Here is a 15705-nt window from a genome sequence, read left to right on the forward strand (position 1 = left end):
GATACACACTAAGGTAAAAAAGTACATGCCAGTAATTAAAGTAAGAGAAAACGAACCATTTGACGTAGCTTTACGTCGTTTTAAACGTTCATGTGAAAAAGCAGGAATCCTTTCAGAAGTTCGTCGTCGCGAATGTTATGAAAAACCAACTTGGGAACGTAAACGTAAAAAAGCAGCTGCTGTTAAACGTGCTGCGAAAAAAGTTTCTCGTGAGAACGCTCGTCACGTTCGCATGTACTAAGCATTCTTTTTCAGAATGACCTTAGTCGCCTTTGGAGAGTAAAAGATGTTACTTCTAGCTCAACTCAAAGATGAAATGAAAAATGCTATGCGTGCCAAAGACAAGTTACGTCTAGGTGTTATTCGTATGGCACTATCTGCTGTTAAACAAGCGGAAATTGATCATAACACTGAAGCAACTGATGACAACGTTATTGCTGTTTTAACCAAAATGGTTAAACAACGTAAAGAGTCTATTAAGATGTTTACCGATGGTGGTCGTGATGAATTAGCTGCTAAAGAAGCTGAAGAGGTGGCTGCATTACAGTTCTTTCTTCCTCAGCCTTTGACCGATGCAGAAATTAGCACGTTAATTAATAATGCTATTGCTGAAACTGGTGCTGCCTCAATGGCTGACATGGGTAAAGTAATGGCGGTATTAAAACCGTTAATGCAAGGTAAAGCAGACATGGGCGTGGTAAGCGGCCAGATAAGATCAGCTTTAAACTAGCGCGTTTGTTACGTTAAAAACACATTTTTGAAAAACCGTAGTAACTTGTGTTATTACGGTTTTTTTGTATTAAGCCGCACTATAATTGTTGAGCTTGCTCAGGCATTGACCAATGTTTAGCACTTAAAACCCCGCGTTCTATCATACCGCCAATACCTTGCATGCCACCTGTGTGTAATAAAACGATACGTTCGCCACTAGAAAAATAGCCTTGTTTAAGTAAATCAAGAAAAGCTAAAATCATTTTTCCTGAATATATTGGTTCAAACACAACCCCAGTTACCTGATTAAACTCAAGCAATTGCCCTACATCCAAAGGATTAAATTTAGCATAGCCACCACGATGAAAGTCAGTAAGTAAATGCCAATTATCATGTTGTTTTGCGGTTGAAGGGAGTAGCTTTTGTATTTCATCTATTAAATAACCAGCTTCTTTTAAGACAGCAATACCTAATAGTTTGTGTTGTCTGTTCCCTGTGTTGTAATCTCCGGCGACAAGCCCTGCTAATGTACCGCCGCTCCCCGTAGGTGTGATTAATGTATCAAAGGTGGTTTGTTGGTTTAACTCCGTGATTATTTCAGCAACCCCTGCAATAGCAAGTTCATTACTACCGCCTTCAGGCACAATAAAGTAATCAGGAAATGTTTGCTGTAATTGCGCTAAGTAGTCGGCATCATGTCTGCGGCGGTAAGTTTTTCGATCAACGAAATGTAATTTCATGCCCCAGTATCTAGCCCAAGATAAAGTAAAGTTGCTAGCATAGTTTTTTTCGCCACGAATTACGCCAATACAAGGGATTTTTTGTTGATAACATGCAAAGGACAACGCATGAATATGGTTAGAATAACTGCCACCAAAACTGAGTACACCCTTAATACTCATATTTTGTTTTATCTGTGCTAAATTATATTTTAGTTTACGCCATTTATTACCTGAAATAATTGGGTGAATACTATCGTCACGTTTAACATGAACTTGCACATTATAATGTGTGAACAAAGGGTGATGTAGTGGCTGCAGTTCAGATAAAATGGTCATTACATATACACTATAGTTTTAGAAAAATGAATAAGTCAGCGAAAATACTTGCAGGCATACGTCATTAAAGGATATTGTTAGAAGTACTTCTTTTAAATACTTTTTTTAGTATTTTATTTTAATACCTTAACTCAAAATAATACAGCACTGATAAATGTCTTTATTAACAAAAATAAAAAATATGTTAGCAAAAAAACAATCGAATCAGTTGGTTGGTATTTCTTTGCAACACAATTCTGTTGCCGTATGTTCTTTACCTAGCGTAAAGCGTACGACTTCCTCTGAGGAAAAAAAGGCAACTAAGACAACATTTCAGTTGTTCAATGTACATGAGTTAAATTATTCTGCCGCAATCATTGAAGCAGAAGCAAAAGAGAACCTTACAGGAAAATGTCATATAGTGCTAAACGGGCAACAATCTCAAATAGTGCAAGTAGATAAACCTTCGATTCCCGCAGCTGAGATAAACAGTGCCTTGAAGTGGCAAGTGAAAGATCTTGTGAGTATCTCACCTGAAAATATGGTGCTAGATTATTTTGATGGCCCAGTGCTAGCAGGGGGAAAGAAAAAGTTAACGTGGTTTGTTCACCATTAAATGAACTTAAACAAATTGTAAATGCAGCAAATGCAGGCAATATGGAGGTTGTCAGTATTACGATTGCTGAATTTGCCTTTGCTAATTTATTACCAATACAAAATGATGCTTGCTTATTGGTGTGTCAACAGCCTAACGAAGAAGTTGTGCTCTTGATCATTAAGCAAGGGAAGTTATACTTTCACCGACGGTTACATGGGTTTAGTCAAATCGCTAATAAATCTGAAGATGAATTAACAATGACTGTTATTGATAGCTTTGCCTTAGAAATTCAACGATCTTCCGATTATTTCGAACGACAATTGAAGCAAGCCCCCATTAAAGATATTAAAGTATTATTACCGATCAAAACAGAAAGTTTTTTTGCCCGAAAACTTGCTGAAAATTCTCACTTGCCTGTTAGCTTATTAACCTTGCCAAGCACCCTATGAAGCACGTCGTGAATATGCATCCGCAATAGGGGCAACGATGAGTGAAGCAAGAGCAGTAGAGCATTTGCAGGAGTCTGCTAATGTCAGTTAATACGAATAAACTTACTATTAATTTACTGCAACCAGAGCTTTTACCTAAAAAGGTATTATTAACGTTACCGCGTGTTGCTCTAGTTTGGTGTTTTACATTATTGCTTATGATAGCTTGGGTTTTCCAAACGCATTATACTCACCGATCTCTCCAGTCAGACTTAACCCTTTTACAGCAAGAAAATAGTCAATATACCAATTTACAAAGTACACTTACCGCACAATTATCGTCGCGAAAAGTTGATAGAAAGCTATCAGATAAACTTGAAACACTTAAATTAATAATGAAAACCAAACAGGCGTTGCATGAGAAATTAACTAATGGTAGTAATACCTATGTAGCCGGTTTTGCCGGTGCAATGGGAGATTTAGCGAACTTGCATCATCCAGATATTCGTTTGGAGGTTATAAATATTAATAACGATGACATGACATTTTCTGGTATCGCTTTAACACCTGAAGCTGTGCCTGCTTGGTTAGCGGGTTTTGAAAATTCTGCATTGTTATCTGGAAAATCATTTTCTCGCTTTAAATTAGCTGAAAATGAAGAGCATATTACTCAATTTATGGTTAGCTCTAAAAATGAAGAGGCAACTTCTCATGAGTAAGCAATGGCAAGAATACAGTGACAATTATCTTAATCTAACGCCTCGTGAACAATACCTGATTATTCTAACGGGATTGGTTGCTATTATTTTTATTACTTTCTATTTCTTTATTGATGCGAACATAGTTGAAAACAGAAAGTCAGTTCAACAAATTGTGCAGCTTCGAGCAAGCAATCAAACGTTGCAAATCACAAATACAGAAATGCAGGAAGCTTTACAGCGAGACCCAAATGAAGACACTAAAAATCAAATTGCTCAGTATGAAGCGAAGTTAGCAAAAGTTGATGAAAAACTCTTAACGTTAACCAGTGATTTAATTAGCCCAGTACAAATGCGTTATGCATTGTTAGATTTATTAAAGCTTGAAAAAAATGTGTCGTTACTTTCATTTGAGTTGTTAGGAGCACAACCACTGTTGTCTAATCTTTCCTCGGGATCATCAACATCACCACAAAATAGAAGCAGTGACACATCAGCAGCGTTATCGCTAGAAAATAATCAATTGCCTGCAGGGGTTAATTTATATCGTCACGGTTTTAAAATTAAACTTTCAGGAAGTTACTTTGACTTACAAAGTTATCTATCGCGACTTGAGCAGCTTTCATGGAAATTTTTCTGGCAAGATTTTAATTTCAAGTTAATTGAATACCCAAATAGTGAATTAGAAATTCAAATGTACAGCTTAGGCACTAAGAAGGAGTTTGTCGGTGTTTAAATTATGTTATGCGTTTTTATTCAGTATGTTAATAATGCCACATCAGGTTTTTTCGGCTAAAGTTGATCCAACACGACCTTTTGGTCACAAAGGACTAACGACAATAACACCCGAAGGAAAAGCACTGCTATTGGAGTCTATTATTTCTGGGGACGGTGTTAAAACTGTAGTGGTTAGTGGTAATATTTTGAAAATGCATGACTATATTGGTGAATATCAATTAATCGAGGTCAAGACGCAAAGTGTGGTATTACGCAGTGAGAGCGATCAAGTAGAATTAACTCTATTTAAAGACAACCTTATTAAAGTGAGTATAACCAAATAGGATTAAGGTAAATAAGCACAGCTCTGTGTTTCAATTAGGAAAGCGTGGTGTTTTTTGTAGGAGCAAACTTATTGCTTATTTGTTGGACAACAAACCACCCTACATTGAATGATTTGATGTTAGACCATGAAAATAATAAAGATAAATGAAATTATGAAACAGTCAAAATTAAAAATAGTCCTTTCTACCTTGTTGCTAACATTGGCAGGTTGTCAAAGTGTACCCAATCCTCCTGATGATATGAAAGAAGGATTAGATCACGCCATTGGTGAAACTAAAATATTAAATGGCCCTAAAGCTTTGACGGAAGTGCCAAGTTCAGTGCAACAAGAGTTAATGCAACAAGGTTTAGCACAAGCTAAACAAGGACTTTTGTCAGAAAAAAGACTAGAGATTTCGGCTGTTTCAGTAGATGCAAAAGATTTCTTTGCAGCGATTGTTGAAGGATCAAGTTACAGTGTTGCCATTCATCCTGATGTGAGCGGTGATATTACCTTAAACTTAACGGATGTAACACTCACTGAAGCTATTGAAGTGCTTGAAGCTATTTATGGGTATGATATTCGTATTAAAGGAAATATCATTCAAGTATATCCGGCGGGTATTCGCACAGAAACCTTTGCGTTAAATTATTTATTTTTGAAGCGATTTGGTACGTCTAGCACCAGTATAAATTCTGGTGGTGTTTCAGAAAACGACCCTAATAGTAGCAGCGGCAATAGTAATAATAGTAATAATAGTAACAGTAGTAACAGTAGTAACAATCAAAGCAGTCAAAACGGACAAGGCAACAGCGGAATTAATATCTACACCGAAAATGAATCGGATTTTTGGACAGAATTAAAAGAAACCCTGACAGCCTTTGTTGGCACAGAAGCGGGACGTTCGGTGATTGTTTCGCCTCAAGTGGTTTGGTAACAGTACGTGGTTTGCCGGCGGAAATTGAAGCCGTAAGAAAATTTATAGTTGAAACCGAAACCCATTTGCATCGACAAGTGATTATTGAAGCTAAAATAATGGAAGTGACCTTAAATGATGAATACCCAAAGAAGGTGTTCATTGGGATGAAGTGCTAGGAAGTTTAGGTAAAACAGATCTTACTTTTAGCACCAGTGGCAATATTAATGGTAATACAATATCGAGTAATATTGGTGGTGTCACTTCATTGAGTTTTTCTGGCCCAGACTTTAGTGGTGTTATTGATTTACTCCAAACTCAAGGCAATGTTCAAGTGCTGTCTAGCCCAAGAATCACCGCAACAAATAATCAAAAAGCGGTGATAAAAGTAGGTGAGGATGAATATTTTGTTACGGATGTATCGAGTACCACCACAACAGGCACGTCAACAACCACAACGCCAGAGGTTGAGTTAACGCCGTTTTTCTCAGGTATTGCGTTAGATGTTACCCCTCAAATCGATAAAGATGGCAGTGTTATCTTGCATGTTCATCCTTCGGTTACCGTAACTGACGAACAAAACAAAACAATTCAACTGGGCGCTGAAGAATTAATTTTACCATTAGCGCAAAGTCGAGTTCGTGAGTCTGACACTATTATTCGGGCTAAATCAGGGGAAATAGTCGTGATTGGTGGTTTGATTGAAACCTACACTATCGATCAAGAGTCGAAAACACCACTGTTTGGTGATATTCCCCTTATTGGTGGTTTATTTAAAAGTGTTACTGATTCTACTCAAAAACGAGAGTTGATTATTTTGTTAAAACCCGTTGTTATTGGTCAAGATACATGGAATACACAGCTTCAAGATGCACGAGCATTATTGAAAAAATGGTTTCCTGAAGAAGATGTTTCAGTAAATCAATAAAATAGATTAGCGCTTATGTACTTGTATCATTTTGGCTTAACAGAACTACCTTTTACACTGACGCCAAATACTCATTTCTTTTTAGCGCTTGAATCACATAATGAAGCTTTTGCGGTACTGATGACGGCGCTGAAAACCGGTGAAGGTTTTATCAAGGTAGTGGGAGAAGTTGGTACGGGTAAAACCTTATTGTGCCGTAAATTACTCAATGAAATACCCGAGCATTTTGTTACTGCCTACATCCCCAATCCATATTTGAATCCAGATGAGCTTAGAAGGGCAGTTGCACTAGAATTAGGTGTAAAGCAAGCGCAACGTATGTCTGCTCAGTTATTAACACAACGTATTCAACATCGGTTACTTGATTTGCACAGCCAAGGACATTCGGTTGTACTTATTCTTGATGAAGCACAGGCACTACCTGCTGAAAGTTTAGAAGCGCTTCGTTTGTTCACTAATTTAGAAACAGAAACACGTAAGTTATTGCAAGTAGTGTTATTTGCCCAACCTGAGTTAGATCAACGTTTAGCACAAACAGAATTCAGACAATTGTATCAACGTATTACCTTTTCTTATCGGTTAAGAGCGATGAATCACGAAGAGGTGCAGCAATATATTCAGCACAGGTTACAGGTCGCAGGTTATAAAGGCCCACCTTATTTTCTGAAAAAATTTGTAAAAAAATAACAAAAATCAGCAAAGGAATACCACGCTTAGTAAATGTGTTATGCCATAAAATGTTAATGCTAAGTTATGGGCAAGGCGGTTATCAAATCACAACAAAGCAGCTTAATGCGGCAATAAAAGACACCGAAAGTATTGGTTTTCATCAGGGGGCTGCACGTCGTGATGGTTGGATAAATAAAGCTGCTGCTATTGTTATCGGTAGCTTAACCATAATGGTGTTAGGATATTTTATTTATACTTTTTATCTTTTTAGGACAGTGCAATGAGTGTTATTAACCAAATGCTAAAAGATTTAGAGGAGCGCGCACCAGAACAAGGGCGTGTATCTTCACTATCAGCGGTTCCTAAAAAGACATCAACATTGAAAATAGTACTACTTATAACCGCTGTACTGCTAAGCTTGAATGCACTTGGTTTTTATATTTGGAACTTGCAAGAGTCTCAATCACAAAGTGCTCCTAAAAAGGAAAAATCAGCTAGCTTAACCGTAATCCCAGTAAACGAAGATCAAGCGCAAGCTGTAACACCTCAAGCACCTCCAGAAGTAAAAAATAAAGCGATTGTTAATTTAGCTCGTCAGCCAAAGGAGCAATTAAGACTTGAACCAGAATCAGAACTAGAGCCAGAAAGCAAACATAGTGCATTACAAATTGCACAACAGTCACAGGGCGAAATTCAGACTGAGATCACACAAGAACCGATGAAAGATAAAGCGTTTATATCCACACCTAGCGTTACTGATAAACTTGATAAAAAAGACCAAATACATCAAACACAGGTAGCAAAACTAACACAAGTAACACAGCCCACAAATACTGAACCTACAAATATTGAAGTACTACCACAAACAAATACAACAGCTAAAGTAAACAGTGTACGTGGTCAAATGTCTGTTTCTCGACGTCAGTTAACATCAAGCGAGCTGATAGCACAAAAGTTGGCAAGGGCCGAAAAATCAATTACTAATAACAACATTGTTAACGCAGAGCAATTATTTGAAGAAATCCTTATTATTGATCCTCGCCAAAAACAGGCTCGTAAAAAACTTGCTGCCTTATGGTTTGGACGACAATCATATCAACAGGCTGTGAATTTACTCTCCCAAGGAATAGCATTTGATAAACTTGACAGTGAAATGCGTTTAATGAAGGCGCAAATTCAGCTTAAGCAAGGACAGCAAATAGCGGCCTATAATACATTAAAGCCGTTAGCATCTCTGGAACAAGAGGAGTATCAAGTTATGCTTGCTAATATTGCTCAACAAATAGAACAGTATCCAAGTGCTATAATGGCTTATCAAGTGTTAATAAACATGCAACCTGAAAGTGGTCGTTGGCATTTGGGATTAGCTATTGTTTATGACAAAAATAGCCAGTTTTCATTAGCTGTTAATGCCTATGCACTTGCATTAACTAAAGCCGATTTATCAGTATCATCAGTTAAGTTTGCCAAGCAACGTATGCAAGCTTTAGGAGAATAAAGAACATGGTAGCTCCCAAAATAAAAATGCGCTCAGTTGGAGAGACTGATTTTTTGGTTCAATTAGGCTTGCCTGATATCATATTATTAGTTGGGGAATATTAATTATGGCAGCTCCCAAATTAAAAATGCGCTTAGGCGATTTACTTGTTCATGAGCATATTATTACAAATGAACAGTTGATGCAGGCGCTAAATAGCCAAAAAACAACAGGTCGAAAATTAGGGGATACGCTGATAGAGTTAAGTTATCTATCAGAGCGACAGTTGTTAGAGTTTTTAGCGCAGCAACTTGATCTGCCTTTTTTAGATATCAGCCAACGACGTATACCGACAGAAAGTGCTAATTTGTTGTCTGAAGTTCATGCAAGGCGGTTACGGGCACTGATTATCGAAGATAAAGGTGATTCCGTTATTGTCGGTATGAGTGATCCCGCGGATCTAAATGCAATTGACCAACTAGAAAAAATATTATCTCCTAAGCGACTAGAATTTGCTGTCGTGATGGACTCACAAATGTTTGATGCATTTGATGGTCTTTATCGACGAACAGCGGATATTGAATCTTTTGCTAGTCAACTTGAAGAAGAATATGAACAATCATCAAGCTTTGATTTATCAACCTCCTTTATTGATGAAACGGGAGATGCTACGGTTGGAAAACTATTGCAGTCAGTATTTGAAGATGCAGTACAAATGCGTGCTTCAGATATTCATATTGAACCAGATGAAAGTCAATTGCGCATTCGTCAACGTATTGATGGGGTTTTACAAGAAAGCATTTTAAAAGAAAGTAAAATTGCTTCAGCCATGGTATTACGTTTAAAGCTTATGGCGGGGTTAGATATTTCTGAAAAACGTATACCGCAAGATGGCCGTTTTCATTTACAAATATCAGGCCATAGTATTGATGTGCGTATGTCAACTATGCCCGTACAATATGGTGAATCTGTGGTCATGCGTTTGCTTGATCAATCTGCAGGGTTACTTTCCTTTGATCAAACGGGTATGCCTGATGAATTTGTTAAACGTATTCGTCATCAAATTACACGTCCTCATGGTATGGTTTTAGTTACGGGGCCAACGGGTAGTGGTAAAACAACTACCCTCTATGCCGCCTTAAGTGAACTCAATGTTGCCAGTAAAAAGATAATCACAGTAGAAGATCCTGTTGAGTATCGTTTACCCCGAATTAACCAAGTGCAAGTTAACCCTAAAATAGGTTTAACTTTTTCAACCGTATTACGTACCGCCCTACGACAAGATCCCGATATCATGATGGTAGGTGAAATGCGCGATAAAGAAACCGTAGAGATCGGCCTACGTGGTGCTTTAACCGGTCACTTAGTGTTGTCCACGTTACATACCAATGATGCGATTACTAGTGCATTAAGATTGATTGATATGGGCGCTGTTGGTTTTTTAGTCGGTAGTTCATTGCGTGCTATTATTGCGCAGCGATTGGTGCGTAGGGTTTGTGAAAATTGTGAAGAGGAATATCAGCCAGAATCACAAGAATTACTATGGTTAACAAATTTAGCCGGAGATAGAGTTAACACAACTAAATTTGTGCATGGGCGAGGTTGTCAAAGTTGTCAATATACGGGTTATAAAGGGCGAATAGGTGTTTTTGAGCTATTGGAAATGAATGAACCCATGATGTCAGCACTAAAACGTGATGATTCTGAAGCTTTTACTCGTTTGTCAAAAGAAAACCCGACATTTACGCCATTAGCACTTGCTGCCTTTGATTATGCGGCACAAGGTATAACAACAGTTGAAGAAGTGCTACGTTTAGTTGAAACGGTTGATGTGGTATAGGGTGGAAGTTGCTTGCAAAAATACAAAGTGCAAAAGAGGCATAATAAATAACAATGGCATCATTTAACTATATCGGTCGTAACCAAAGTGGTAACCAAGTAAAGGGCGTTATTGAAGCGAATAATCCCTCTGTTGTTGCCGAGCAATTAATGCGTAAAAATATTACGCCGATATCTATTACAGGCACAAGTAAAAATAAATCGGAAAGTCCTGCTGGAAAAAATGTTAGCGAAATTTTTGGTTTTGATAAAGTATCTCTTGATGAGTTGATCATATTCTCTCGGCAAATGTATGCCTTAATGCGATCAGGCGTTCCTATTTTACGTGCTATTCATGGTATGGCTGACGCCAGTACGTCAAAAGCGTTAAAAAAAGCATTAACCGAAATAAGTGGTCAATTGGAAGGTGGCTATACTCTATCCTCTGCACTCAATCAATATCCTGATATTTTTGGTTCTTTATTCGTTTCTTTAGTTCACGTAGGAGAAAATACTGGGCAGCTAGAAGAATCCTTTCTGAAATTAACGTCTTACTTAGAACGAGAACAAGCCACGAGAAAACGCATTAAAACAGCATTGAGATATCCGTCAATGGTATTAATAGCGCTTGCGGCGGCGTTAGTTATTTTAAATATTTTTGTTATTCCAACTTTTGCCAATATGTTTTCAAAATTGGGCGCAGAATTACCTTTAGCAACAAGGTTTTTAATTTCTAGCTCTGATCTCTTTTTAAATTACTGGCCCTATATGCTCATTGCTTGTATCGCGGCTTATCTCGCGCTTCAAAAATCATTGAAAACTAAAAAAGGACGCTATCAGTGGGACAAACGAAAAACCAAGATACCTGTTATTGGCAGCATCATTGAACGTTCAATTCTAGCTAGGTTTGCCCACAGTTTTGGCATTATTTTAAAGTCAGGTATTCCAATGACCACAGGGTTAACCTTGGTTGCCGATGCCGTAGATAACAAATTTATGCAAGAAAAAATTGTAGCTATGCGGTTAGCCATTGAAAGTGGTGAAAGCTTATTACGCTCAGCCATAGCCAGTACGTTATTTACTCCGCTTGTTTTGCAAATGATTGCCGTAGGCGAAGAAACGGGTCGTGTGGACGAACTATTAAAAGAGGTAGGTGATTACTATGAACGAGAAGTTGATTACGATTTAAGTACTTTAACCGCCAGAATAGAACCTTTGTTATTGGTTGTGGTTGCGGTAATGGTGTTAGTACTAGCGCTAGGTATATTTACCCCAATGTGGGATATGGCATCAGCTATGCAAGGTAAATAGAGTAAAGTGATGAATTAACAGCGTTAATGTGTTGGTATTTTCATTTTGAGAGATTATAAATTCGAGTTTCATTCCTATTAAGGCTTAATATATGACAACAAACAGTGAAAAAAAGGATATGTCACTTGCCGAGTTTGTTGTGATTATTGCCATCGTAGGAATATTGATGGCTGTTTTTATTAATTTTTATATTAAAAATGAATCACAATTTAAGCAAGTTTGGTTTTGCCACTATAGCGCAAACCTTTAATACCAAGGTAAATGCGGTACATGCACAATGGATGATGGATAATCAACCTAAGGTTGTGTATGTGGCGTCATTGTATAGTAAAGGAAAACAAGCTATACCTGTTAATAAAGCAGGTTGGATAGATGCACAACAAACCAAATTGTCTTGTGAAGCCATATGGCAATTAGTTATGGAAATGCCGATAAGTGATGTAAAACTGTCGGTTAGTGCGCTAGAGATGCATATATTTTATAGTGAATTGAACAATACAAATAGTGAATGTCGCTACGTATTACAAGATGGAAGTTATTTTCAGTACAACCCTGCGAAAGGAAAAGTAAGTAAGGTAATGACGATAAATTAGTTTTTGGCTCTTAATTTTCTTTAAAGTACAATTATTAGCGTTAAATAAGTGACTTAGTAAATAAATCACTGCTACAATCAAATATAGGTAATACATTGAGAGGTTGGTATGAATAGTAGAATGCGCATGAAGAAATCTTCAGGTTTCACCTTGATTGAACTCGTCATTGTTGTCGTTATATTGGGTTTTTTAGCAGTAACGGCTATCCCTAAGTTTATCGACTTAACAGAGCAAGCTAAGCAAGCCAATATCGAAGGCATGGCAGGCGGTTTTGCTACGGCTATTTCATTAGCAAGGGCGCAATGGGAAGCCGATGGACGTCCACAAGTTGGTACACAAAACAGTGTCGATTATGATGGTATAACGTTAGTTTTAACAACAGAAACCACAACAGTTCGCCCAGGATATGTAACTGGTTTAACCGATGGTGATGCTTTAGGGGCCGGTTTCGATTCAGTAAACTGCGTTGAAATTTGGAGTAATATTCTACAACAGCCTCCAAGAATAACGAATTCAATATCCACATTAAATTCTGATAGCTCTATGCGTTATTATGCGAGTGAATCAGGTGATGTTGAAAACTCAACCTGCCACTATTATTTAAAAGAAAGCTTAGATCGCAATACAAGTGGTGTATATCTAGCGCCAACACCGGTAGGCTCTACGTCAACAGGTAACAGCTTTACCTACCAACCCGCGACTAGTGCGGTAACCGTTTATATAACAGATATTTAATTTAAAAAGTACAAAAAACAGAAGTTGGTATTAATATGAAAAATGCAGCGAGACAAACAATGAATAAACAAACAGGTTTTACGTTAATTGAATTAGTAGTCGTTATTGTTATTTTAGGTATCTTAGCGGTAACAGCTGCCCCAAAATTTATTGATTTACAAAGTGATGCGAGAACGGCGACGCTTAAAGCCGTAAAAGCTTCAATGCAGTCAGCGTCGGCTTTAATACATAGTAAGTCGTTGATAGCGGGAGTTGAAAACGATGCGAGTGCAGCGACATCAGTTGTGACGGTTAATGGCGTACAAACACAAGTTAATTATGGTTACCCGTTAGCTGATTATACTGGTGCTAACGCTGCTAACCCAGGGGATTGGGAAGACTTGCTTGATTTGAATACTGCAGAATTCACTATGGTTGTCGTAGGTACGCAATTTGTTGTACACCCTACTGGTATAACGGCACCGTCTGCTGTAAGCGCAACTGTAACAGCAACTAATAATTGTTATGCTTATTATACTGAAGCCACATCAACAACAACCCCAACTTATACTGTTGTCGATTGTTTGTAATAATTTTTTATATTTGTCTAATATATAGGAGAGCAATGCTCTCCTTTTTTGACTAAAAATATCATTTAATGGTTATGAATAAACATCAAATTGGCTTTACTTTAGTAGAATTAGTTACCGTTATTATTCTTATTGGGATACTTGCCGTGTCGGTGCTGCCTAAATTTGATGGAACGGCGAGTTATGAAGCCCATACACATCGCGCACAACTAATATCTGCGTTACGCTTAACTCAGCAACGGGCAATGCAGCAAACGGATCATAGTGATAATTATTGCCATCAACTCATTATTGACAATAATCCCTCACGTTATGGTACGCCTGACAGGCTTGATTGCACAGTAACAACGTTTCCAAATAATTGGCAGCCAGATGCCACGGGGTTTATTGTTGAAGATAAGTATACTGTTAATTTTGGTATAGTCGGAAAATCAAACCCTAGTGCAGTAACGTTTAATAGTATGGGACGACCCGTTGCTAATGCTTCGTTGGCTAATAATTGCGAAGGTGGATGTACTGTTAATATTGATAGTGGCCTAGAAACACTGGCAATAGAAATCGAACCCGAGGGCTATATTCATGCGAAATAGACCTACGGCATTATCAAAAAGTGATACCAAACTTGCCACTGGCTTTACGTTAATAGAGTTAATTGTCGGTATCGTCGTTTTATCTATTTCCTTATCTGTTATTTCAACCTTGATAGCACCAGCAGAGCAAAAAAGTGCAGACCAAATACTACAAGTTAAAGCGGCAGAACTTGGTCAAAGCTTATTAAATGATATTAGCTCGCGCGCATTTGATGAAAAATCAGATATGGTTGGTGGTTTACTGCGGTGTGGTGAGCCTAAGTCTGATGGCTCAGCCAATCTTTGCACAGATGAGGTGAATTTTGGGCCAGATACCGTATTAGGTATAACCGAAACGAGAGCGACTTATAATGATGTTGATGATTTCCATGAATATGAACAACGTTATAATGCTCAAGGTGAAGGTTTGCACGCCAGTTATACAAATTTTACAATTTATATAGACGTAACGTACGACGGCGCCTCTTTAGGTTTAGCTCACCGAGCAGCGAAAAAAATAACGGTGACTATTACCACGCCCTTAGGCACTGAGATTAAATTCGCAACCCATAAGGCTAACTTTTGATGCCTAATTTTCAATCAAGGCAAAGCGATGTTAAACAAAAGTGTCCAAACCAACAGGCTTTAATTAATAAAAATAATGGCTTTACGCTGTTAGAGTTAATTATCGTTATTATTATCCTTGGGGTTATGTCTTTAGGGATAACGAGTTTTATATCATTAAGTACACAAACTTATCTTAATGTTAGTGAACGTGATGATTTGTTATCAAGTGCTCGTTTTGCTGTTGAGCGGTTAAATCGCGAATTGAGAAATGCCATCCCTAATAGTATCAGAATCACACCAATTACTCCATTTACTACACAGCAATGCATTGAATTTATCCCAATTAAAGCCAGTACTATTTATACTGATGTTCCTGTAGTGCCTGACAACAAACGAGCGAATATTGATGTTGTTAACTTTGTTAATTCTCAAGATGCTCCATTTAGTAGTTGCTCTGGTACTTGTCCCGATTACATTGTGGTTTATCCACTGACACCATCAGATGTTTATGATTTTGATATAAACTCAGGTGATGGCAAAGTGACACAATTGAAACCATTTTCTGGTTTAACGGGGGATATTTGGACTGTACCGATTGAGCCTACGGGCGGTATGGTATTCGAACAACATTCACCTACTGACAGGCTTTATGTGTTTGACTCAACCGTGTCTTATTGTGTTAGTAATTTTCAGTTAAAACGCTATCAAGGGAGTAATTTTGAGCCATCTCAATCATTAACCCCGGCAGGTAGTGAGTCGTTAATGGCTGAGTACGTGGAGTTTGACAAAGATGCTCCCCCCTTTGTCTATTCGCTTACTGTCATTGCAAAGAAATGCCGTAGTGCAAATTAAGCTGAATTTTAACCGAGATGGCGAAGTGGTAGCGTTTGAAAACGACGTACATATTGAAAATATTCCGTAGTTAATAACCACTTTATTAATGTTACTAGCCTTGTAATCACTAGGTTTTCTTGCTTTTTATTTGCATGTTTATTAACTTAGGGTTAACGTTGTTTTATGAGTGTCATAATGATTAACA

Annotated in this window: 17 protein-coding genes and 2 pseudogenes; 18 read left to right on the forward strand and 1 reads right to left on the reverse strand. The window is 37.7% G+C overall.

Going from position 1 to position 15705, the window contains the following annotated elements:
* Positions 1 to 25 precede the first annotated feature (25 nt).
* Both rpsU and L3081_RS04680 read left to right on the forward strand, forming a co-directional pair.
* Positions 26 to 241: a 30S ribosomal protein S21 gene (gene rpsU / locus L3081_RS04675; protein WP_114326764.1), complete on the forward strand. Its 216-nt coding sequence runs from the start codon at positions 26 to 28 to the stop codon at positions 239 to 241.
* 45 nt (positions 242 to 286) lie between these two features.
* Positions 287 to 730: a GatB/YqeY domain-containing protein gene (locus tag L3081_RS04680; protein ID WP_242283834.1), complete on the forward strand. Its 444-nt coding sequence runs from the start codon at positions 287 to 289 to the stop codon at positions 728 to 730.
* Between the two features lie 79 nt (positions 731 to 809).
* On the opposite strand, the gene L3081_RS04685 is transcribed toward L3081_RS04680, so the two are convergent.
* On the reverse strand, positions 810 to 1769 hold the full coding sequence (locus tag L3081_RS04685; protein WP_242283836.1) for a 1-aminocyclopropane-1-carboxylate deaminase/D-cysteine desulfhydrase: 960 nt from the start codon (positions 1767 to 1769) through the stop codon (positions 810 to 812).
* A 154-nt stretch (positions 1770 to 1923) separates the two neighbouring features.
* Here L3081_RS04685 and L3081_RS04690 point away from each other — a divergent pair, with 154 nt between their 5' ends.
* The 16 genes and pseudogenes from L3081_RS04690 to L3081_RS04765 all read left to right on the forward strand — a co-directional run bounded on the left by L3081_RS04690 (position 1924) and on the right by L3081_RS04765 (position 15518).
* A complete protein-coding gene (locus tag L3081_RS04690; RefSeq protein ID WP_242283838.1) occupies positions 1924 to 2364 on the forward strand; it encodes a hypothetical protein in 441 nt (146 codons plus the stop codon).
* Complete coding sequence (locus L3081_RS04695; RefSeq protein ID WP_242283841.1) at positions 2346 to 2795, forward strand: hypothetical protein; 450 nt, start codon at positions 2346 to 2348, stop codon at positions 2793 to 2795. Before L3081_RS04690 ends, L3081_RS04695 begins: the two co-directional genes overlap by 19 nt.
* An 80-nt stretch (positions 2796 to 2875) precedes the next feature.
* A complete protein-coding gene (locus L3081_RS04700) occupies positions 2876 to 3493 on the forward strand; it encodes a hypothetical protein (RefSeq protein ID WP_242283843.1) in 618 nt (205 codons plus the stop codon).
* The gene (locus L3081_RS04705) at positions 3486 to 4208 is read left to right on the forward strand and encodes a hypothetical protein (protein WP_242283845.1); all 723 of its coding nucleotides are present in this window, start codon (positions 3486 to 3488) and stop codon (positions 4206 to 4208) included. The genes L3081_RS04700 and L3081_RS04705 overlap by 8 nt, the downstream gene beginning before the upstream one ends.
* The gene (locus L3081_RS04710; RefSeq protein ID WP_242283848.1) at positions 4201 to 4533 is read left to right on the forward strand and encodes a hypothetical protein; all 333 of its coding nucleotides are present in this window, start codon (positions 4201 to 4203) and stop codon (positions 4531 to 4533) included. The genes L3081_RS04705 and L3081_RS04710 overlap by 8 nt, the downstream gene beginning before the upstream one ends.
* A 153-nt stretch (positions 4534 to 4686) precedes the next feature.
* Positions 4687 to 6358: pseudogene (gene mshL, locus L3081_RS28920) on the forward strand (pilus (MSHA type) biogenesis protein MshL).
* A 15-nt stretch (positions 6359 to 6373) separates the two neighbouring features.
* Positions 6374 to 7311 (forward strand): annotated as a pseudogene (locus tag L3081_RS04720) (ExeA family protein).
* Positions 7308 to 8525, forward strand: a complete 1218-nt coding sequence (locus L3081_RS04725) for a tetratricopeptide repeat protein (protein ID WP_242283851.1) — start codon at positions 7308 to 7310, stop codon at positions 8523 to 8525. The pseudogene L3081_RS04720 and the gene L3081_RS04725 overlap by 4 nt, the downstream one beginning before the upstream one ends.
* 106 nt (positions 8526 to 8631) lie before the next feature.
* The gene (locus L3081_RS04730; protein ID WP_242283853.1) at positions 8632 to 10344 is read left to right on the forward strand and encodes a GspE/PulE family protein; all 1713 of its coding nucleotides are present in this window, start codon (positions 8632 to 8634) and stop codon (positions 10342 to 10344) included.
* Between the two features lie 53 nt (positions 10345 to 10397).
* Positions 10398 to 11633, forward strand: coding sequence for a type II secretion system F family protein (locus L3081_RS04735; RefSeq protein ID WP_242283855.1), 1236 nt, complete (start codon positions 10398 to 10400; stop codon positions 11631 to 11633).
* A gap of 197 nt (positions 11634 to 11830) precedes the next feature.
* Complete coding sequence (locus L3081_RS04740; protein ID WP_242283857.1) at positions 11831 to 12226, forward strand: hypothetical protein; 396 nt, start codon at positions 11831 to 11833, stop codon at positions 12224 to 12226.
* Positions 12227 to 12334: 108 nt separating this feature from the next.
* Positions 12335 to 12961 (forward strand): type II secretion system protein, encoded by a 627-nt coding sequence (locus L3081_RS04745; protein WP_242283858.1) that lies wholly within the window; start codon positions 12335 to 12337, stop codon positions 12959 to 12961.
* 35 nt (positions 12962 to 12996) lie between these two features.
* Complete coding sequence (locus L3081_RS26420; RefSeq protein ID WP_274620333.1) at positions 12997 to 13530, forward strand: type II secretion system protein; 534 nt, start codon at positions 12997 to 12999, stop codon at positions 13528 to 13530.
* A 74-nt stretch (positions 13531 to 13604) separates the two neighbouring features.
* Positions 13605 to 14120, forward strand: a complete 516-nt coding sequence (locus L3081_RS04755; protein WP_242283860.1) for a type II secretion system protein — start codon at positions 13605 to 13607, stop codon at positions 14118 to 14120.
* Positions 14110 to 14685, forward strand: a complete 576-nt coding sequence (locus L3081_RS04760; protein ID WP_242283861.1) for a type IV pilus modification PilV family protein — start codon at positions 14110 to 14112, stop codon at positions 14683 to 14685. The genes L3081_RS04755 and L3081_RS04760 overlap by 11 nt, the downstream gene beginning before the upstream one ends.
* Positions 14685 to 15518, forward strand: a complete 834-nt coding sequence (locus tag L3081_RS04765; RefSeq protein ID WP_242285555.1) for a prepilin-type N-terminal cleavage/methylation domain-containing protein — start codon at positions 14685 to 14687, stop codon at positions 15516 to 15518. Before L3081_RS04760 ends, L3081_RS04765 begins: the two co-directional genes overlap by 1 nt.
* The last annotated feature ends 187 nt before the right edge of the window (positions 15519 to 15705 follow it).

The sequence above is a fragment of the Colwellia maritima genome, assembly GCF_022669015.1.
Classification (GTDB): Bacteria; Pseudomonadota; Gammaproteobacteria; order Enterobacterales; family Alteromonadaceae; genus Colwellia; species Colwellia maritima.